Annotated in this window: 2 protein-coding genes; both read right to left on the reverse strand. The window is 65.7% G+C overall.

Going from position 1 to position 4,187, the window contains the following annotated elements:
- Positions 1 to 2,737, reverse strand: a 2,737-nt coding sequence (locus AC08OX_RS15445; RefSeq protein ID WP_476608455.1) for a tetratricopeptide repeat protein, incomplete at its 3' end; no start/stop codon positions are given.
- A 200-nt stretch (positions 2,738 to 2,937) separates the two neighbouring features.
- The coding region (locus tag AC08OX_RS15450) for a CocE/NonD family hydrolase (protein WP_476608456.1) at positions 2,938 to 4,187 on the reverse strand (1,250 nt) is incomplete at its 5' end.

Consider the following 4,187-nt stretch of genomic DNA (forward strand, 5'->3'; position numbering starts at 1 on the left):
CCCGAAGGAATTCCACGATCTGATAGCGGGGCTGCATGCGGGCGTAGAGCAGACGGGGCGCGTGGGTCACGGTCCCGCGGATGGCGCGCAGCACGTCCCCTTCCGGCCAGATCATCAGGTCCATGATGTCGCTGCCCGGAATCGGGATACGAACAATCACGTCTCCGGCCGGCGTGTCCATCCGGATGTTGTGGTTGTAGAAACCCGACGAGGCATCGGGGCGCCCGACCGCCTGCCGGTACAGTTCGTCGGGCCGCCACGTGTGCCCGTTGAGCAGGTCGGCGACGAAGTCCTCGACGCGGGCGTCAAGATCGGTAAGCGTGCCGAACGGCTGGATTCCTGCCCGTGCCCGGCTCGCGGCGGCGGTCACCTGCCCGTCATCGATGCCGAGGATGGACAGTGCGTGCGCCGAGCAGAGGATGATTGTCGGGTAGACGTCGGCTGCTTCCAGCTCGCGGACGCTCCACTGGAGCGAGGAAACCGCTTCGTCGAGCTGACCCCGGCGGGCATGGACCAGGGCGCGGTAGAACTCGGCGCGGGCTCGACCGGAGCGATACCCGACTCCATCGAGGGCGGCGCACGCGGACCGTAGGGAGGTCTCGGCCTCGTCGAGCTGACCGCATCGGAGCTGCCCGATGGCGAGAGCGGTATACGCCTTTCCGAGCTCGTGATGGGCGCCGATCTCGCGTTGGATCTCGATCGCCTGGCCTGCCTCGACGATGGCCTCGGCAGGGTGGGTGTAGGCGAGGAGTTCGGCCCGGTTGGTCTGGATGTTGGCTAACCCGAGAACGCTATCGGCTGCGGTGTAGTGGGCTGCGGCCTCGTCGAGATAGCGGGCGGCGGCGTCGAACTCGAACGCGAACCGGTGGGCGAGGTGACGCATCCGGGCCACGGCTCCGTGAAACTCGGTGTCCTGCCCCGGAGCGGACGCACTCAGGTCGGTGGCGAGTGCTTCCGCGTCTCGGAACCGGCCCTGAGCCATGTGAAGGTCGGCGGCCCACAGGCCCGCGGTCAGCCGGGATGCCCCCGTGGCGCGGTCCCAGACCTGGGTGTAGGCGTCGAGCGCGGCCTGGGTCTCACCGGCGATGCGTCGACCATGTCCGGCGGCCACGGTGAGCCGCGCGCCGACCATTGTGTCGATGGACAGAGCGGTGACCGGTTCGGGAACCAGCGCCGTGACCGTGGCCGCGTCGCCGAGGCGAATCGCCGCCTCAGCCTGCAGGCACCGCAGCGCTTCGGGCAGGTTGTCGTGGTCGGGTTGGTCGTTGAGCCGGGCGCGCAGGTCCTCGGTGATGCCTTGGGCGGCGCTGTGTCCCCCACGGCGAACCGCGTGGTCGGCATAGCCGAGGATGCTGTCGCCGCTGATCTGCCGACCCCGCAGGGCGTGATACGCGGCCTCCCGCAGGGCGCGGGCGGCATGAGCGCCGCTGTCCCGGCCGGTCGCCTGGTCGGCCCGGTTCTCCCACAGTCCCTGTAGCAGGGCGTGGATGTCGGTGGTAGTGCCCGGAGAAAGCCGTTCCCGCAGGGCTGCGGCCATGAGCTGATGAAACCGCAGCGCGGTGTTCGCCGGGTAGACGAATGAATATGCGGTGAGGGATTCCCAGGCGATGCGATGTCCCGGGAGATGGAACGTGGCCGTCAGCATCCAAAAAATATCATAGTCGAAGATTCGCGCCGGGCTCAGGACCTCCAGTGATCGAATCTCTTCCGGGGCGACATGCTGAAGAAAGCGCGCCAAGATCTCCTGCTGGGACACGAGGGCACCGCTGACCCGCCCACCGGTCTGCAGGTGCGTGTCCACCGCCAGGTTCAGATAGAATGGGAGACCTGCGCTGGCGTCCGCAATTGTCTGGCGCTGGAACGGATCGGTGATCCCGCCGGTGTCGAGGAGTTCCAGCCGGGCTTCCATGGGCAGGCCGCCGATGTCGCATATCTCGATGAGGCCGTCCCAGTCGGGATCCGTCAGTTCCCACCGCAACGGTTCCCGGCTGGCGATGACCACCAGGCCGCGGTCGAGCTGTGCCACGAGATCACGTAGCCAGGCATCCGCGAGTTGCGCCCGTCCGGTGCGTACCGGGTTCGGCACCAGTGCCTCGTGGCTGTCAAGGATGATCACATACTGTCTGTCCTGGCTGGCAGCCCGAAGGTCTTCAGCGAACAGAAACGTGACGGCGTCGGCGAGCTCACTGTTCGGCAGGTCGTCGAGTGTCGCCAGGGTGGGATCGCGCCGCACCCGCAGGCGGCAGCGTATGTCGCAGCCGCCACGCTCCAACAGCTTGACAAGGCCGCGGGCCGTACCGAAAATCGGAATTCCGGTCATCGTGTCGGCGATATCCGCGAGAATGGAACTCTCGTCGACGAATGCCAGTTCCGAACGGTTCAACCGCAGATGTGGGTGTAGCCGCTGCCACAGCACTGCGTAGGCGATGTCGAAGCGATCGAAGTGGACCCCTTGCGACCCCAGTTCGTTGCGTAGCACCGCCAGCGCGTCTTCCTGCTGGCGCAACGAGTGCACCTGCAGATCGAGCGATGCCGTTCGATACCGGGTTGCCGCCCGGTCCTTCAACTCGCGCAGTAGTCGTGACTTACCTATACCGCCCACGCCGATGGCGTTGAAGACCCGTGGACCGTCACCTAGATGGGTCAGCTCTTCGGCGAAAGCCGCCAGCACCGGTTCGCGGTCCACGAAACGCCGCTGCAGTGCGGCGACCCGATGAAACCGTGGCGCAGGCGCCATGTAGACCTCCGACCATCACAGACCGCAATACCGTCGAGGACGATGCAATCATAGTCGAGCTTGACGACGCACGATGGACCAGCACATCGTGCTGCGGCGCGATCCGATCCTTCCGTCCCGCACCCGGGGGGCGAGCCCGGGTGCGGGACCGCGACCACGGTTCCGCACCCGGGTAGGCGTGCGCCGTGGGATCCGGTCGGCTAGTCGTTCTCGAGCGGAATCTCGTCGAGCGGGATGTTCAGGTAGGACGAGGAGCCGTCGGTGGACGAGATCTCGATTTTGCTGTTGGTGACGGTGGCGTCGCCGAAGAACCTGTCCTTGGTGTCCACGACCAGCTGTATCTGGTGGTCCGGCGTGATGCGGTAGTCGGCCGGCTGTAGGTGGATGTCGATTGTTTGCGTCTCTCCCTCGCGGTCGTTGAGTAGGGTGAAGGGCGCGCTGGTGATGATTTTTGCCTTACCGGTACCCGGGTCGACGTCGAACAGGTGCGCCACGAGCGTCGCGCTCTTCGCGGACGGGGTGACCGTGAGATGCGCCGAGACGGTTCCGGTGATCTGACTCGGTGCGGTGAGCGGTTCGCTCGACCACACCGCGGCGTCCTCGCGGGAGATCTCCGAGGTCTCGTACACGATCGGAGCCCCCAGTCTTTCGAGGACGCCGGTCTTTACCAGGGCCGGGGCTATCAGTGCTGGGGTGTCCGTGCCGTCCCGGAAGGTGTGGCTCCACCCGGAGTTGGGCTGAGGCGTCAGTGAGCCGTCCGATGTCCCCGGCAGCGGCGCGTTCAGGTAGTAGCGCCGCGGCGGCAGCGTGTACGAGTCCCAGTCGGCGAATTTCTTGATCGTGAACAGGTTATGCATGTACTCGGTGTGCACGTCGCCGTCGTTCTCCACGCCGTTCTCCTTGTCGGCAACGAAGCGGTCCAGCCAGCGGAAGGTCGTCGCTGTCGGACGACTGATACCGCCGAGAAACCCCTTGATCTCGTCGCCGCCATGATCCCCGATCATTACCAGGAGGCGTTTGGGACCGATCAGTGCGTTGAAGAACTCCACCACCGCGGGTACCGAGAAGATGGTCTCGTGCCAGTAGGTGCCGAGGAAGATGGGGACCCTCCTGGCGTTGAGCTCGTTCAGATAGGTAACCGGTGAACGGACCGCGCTGAACTCCAGCAGCCGTTCGATATTCCGATTGGCCCGGAAGTCGTCGAAGATTTTCCTGACTTCGGCGGAGAGGTTCTCCTCGCCGAACAGCTTGGCGAGCTCCTCGAACGCCAGTAGGTGTCGTGTCTCGTTCTCGTACAGCGATCGGCCCAGATCGGCCCAGGCGCTCTGCGCGCACACGGCCCTCACCCGGTCGTCGTGCGCCGCGATGATCAGGCTCTGGCCGGCGCCGTAGGACGACCCCGCGAACCCGATCCGATCCGGATCCGCGCGGTCGGGATAAGTGTTCAGTA

The sequence above is a fragment of the Frankia sp. CoBUL1 genome (assembly GCF_978021245.1).